The 3,111-nt window shown below is 30.1% G+C and carries 2 protein-coding genes; both read left to right on the plus strand.

The features are described from left to right. Positions 1–143 precede the first annotated feature (143 nt). The gene (locus ACRC28_RS11655; protein ID WP_438543613.1) at positions 144–977 is read left to right on the plus strand and encodes a hypothetical protein; all 834 of its coding nucleotides are present in this window, start codon (positions 144–146) and stop codon (positions 975–977) included. A gap of 126 nt (positions 978–1,103) precedes the next feature. Beyond that, positions 1,104–3,111: DUF7507 domain-containing protein (locus ACRC28_RS11660; RefSeq protein WP_438543614.1), on the plus strand; the 2,008-nt coding region annotated here is incomplete at its 3' end.

Here is a 3,111-nt window from a genome sequence, read left to right on the forward strand (position 1 = left end):
ATAGTTATTGTGTTGTGCCTTGTATAGAGGATGTATATTCAGAAATTTTAAATGAAAGAACATTATTTATGAATATAACAATGTTTTTATTAGCAAGAAAAGTTGAAAGCAGTTGCTTTTAATAAAAGATCAGGAGGAAAGATATGAGTTATAACTATAATAGTAAATGTAATTGTAATAATACAAATGAAGTAAAAAAGTGTGAAAATTCACTATGTTGTGATGGACTATCAAAAGTGAAATTTAATGTGGCAAAGGCTAAAACTATATGTGCATATGTTGATAGAATATATGATGGGAAAAGTGGTTCAGGTTCACCATTATTCCATGCATTAACAACAAATGCAACTGATTATATATCAACGTTAAGCTTAAAACCTTTAAATGAAAATTGTTGTACAACTTGTGCTGTAGGGGATGATGCATTATTTTTTGTAGATAATTGTCCAACAGTAGAGTTATTAGATATAAACGTAGTTACAGCACCAACACCAGCTAAAGTTTTAGTAAATGGTGCGGCTGTAGCAGCAGTAGCAGATTTAGGTAATAGTGATTATAAAGTAACATTATTAGATGCTAATATAATTAATATTCCTGAATGTGAAGGAACAGGAAAAAAATCAACATTAATGTTAGATACTATAGGAACATGGACGTATAGAGCAAAATATAAGTTGAATGGAACAATGAATTATAGTGGCCAAACATGTAAATTTGAAGCAGTAATTGAATCAACTATTGATGTAGCACCAGATACAGCAGCATCAACATTAATTGTTCAAGAATTATGTATTCCATCAAAAGAAGCAAAAATTAATCTTTCAATAGGTGGAAAAATATCAATAATTAATCCTCAGTTATCATATGATCCTGTAGCAAATGCACCAATATTAAAGGCAAATATTGTTATAATACCAACAGTTGATGCAGAAGTTATAGAAAATAAAAAAGTGTGTATGCAAGCAATGGTTGAATAAAAAATAAAGAAAATACTAGAGAGGTGAAATTCTCTAGTATTTTCTTTTATATATGATATTAAAATAACACTATTCAACAAAAAACTACATATATTATAAGTAGAAATAATGAAAGGTGGTTATCAAATGGCAACATTACCAAATCCAAATCCGATTCCTAATATAGGAATGCTAGAATATAGCTATAGTGTAAATCCGGCATTGCCAGATATAGTTAAGAGTATTTTAAGTAATACGGTATATTCACAGGTAAATATTGCGGATTTAAATATAACAAAGTCAGGAAATCCAACTTATGCCAAAATGGGTGATAGTGTAACTTATACATTTGTTGTCACAAATACTGGAAATATATCTGCAAATAATATTTTGTTTAAAGATACAGTACCAAATGGATTTAACTATATTACAGGAACTGTAAAAGTAAATTCAGTTATAACAGCAGGAGATCCGAATACTGGAATAGCAATACCAACAATACCTGCAAATGGAGTTACAACAATAGAATTTAATGTATTAGTAAATACAGTACCAGCAGTAAATCCAATAATAAATGATGCAACTATAAATTATAGCTATATATACGACCCAAGTACGCCAAAGAGTATGACAAGTGCAAAATTAAGTAATATAGTACCAGTTACTATTTTGCAAGCTGTAATAGATAATACAAATGGAATAATAAAATCAGTAGATAAGGCATATGCAACTAAGGGTGAAACTGTAACCTATATAATAACTGTAAAAAATACAGGAAATACAGTGGCAGATAATGTAATAGTAAAAGACACTATACCAGCTGTAACTAATTTAGTAGCAAACTCAATTAAAGTAAATGGAGCAAACCTGCCAAGTGGAGATTTAAATGTAGGAGTAAATATAGGAACATTAAATAGTGGCGAAGTGAAAAGTATTGAATTTAAGGTTACTGTAAATACAGTACCAAACCCTAATTTATTCCAAAATAATGCAGTTGTAAATTATACATTTACAACATTCCCAACTTTACCAGATGGACAAAGTGGAGGTGCTATCTCAAATTTAGTTGATACAAGAGTCAACTATGCAGATATTAGTCAAAATAGTGGTGGTCTTACTAAAACAGTAGATAAAGCAGAGGCTACGTTAAATGAGCAAATTACTTATACCATTGTATTAACGAATAAAGGGAATACAGATGCGAACAATGTAATCTTAAAAGACACTATTCCAACCAATACAACGTTTGTAAATGGTTCAGTTTTTGTAAATGGAGTAAACAGACCAACTGATAATGTTCAAAGTGGAGTAAATATAGGAACAATAATTCCAAATGGTGTAGTTACATTAACATTTAAAGCAACAGTTGTATCAGTACCAAATCCAAACCCGATACAAAATCAAGGAAAAGTTGATTATGCATATACAGTTGATCCAGCCATTATAAATGGAGCTACAGTAACACAATTAACAACAATAGTAAACACTACTGTTAATTATGCAGAAATAAGTACAGTTAGTGGTGGTTTAGTAAAAAGTGTTGATAAGGGATATGCAAAAGTATTAGAAAATGTAGTATATACAATAGTCTTGAAAAATACAGGGAACGTGAATGCAAATAACGTGGTATTATTTGATACTATTCCAGCAGAAACAACTTTAGTTTCAGGCTCTGTAAAAGTAAATGGAAGTAGTGGAATAGGTACACCAGGGACAGGAATAACAGTTGGAACCATTGCACCAAATGCTACTGCAACAGTTGAATTTACAGTATTAGTTACAACAACACCAAGTACTAATAAAATTCTGAATAATGCAGATGTGGCTTATAATTTCTTGGTTTCAGGATCAAATAGGGATTATAGAAATACAAGTAATTCTGTTATTACAACAATAGTAAATGCAAATACATCAGTAACAAAAGTAGCAGATAAGAATTTTGCAGATGTAAATGATAATATAACCTACACATTAGTAGTAAAGAATACAGGAAATGTTGTTTTAAATAATGCAATAGTTAAAGATACTATTCCTGTAGGAACAAGCTTTGTTAGTGGGTCTGTAACTATAAATGGAGTAGCGAGTCCAAGTAGCAATATAACTACAGGAATAAATATAACTTCACTTTTAGTAGGGGAAGCAAAAACAATAGTAT

This window comes from Clostridium sp., assembly GCF_051650885.1.
Lineage (GTDB): Bacteria > Bacillota > Clostridia > Clostridiales > Clostridiaceae > Clostridium.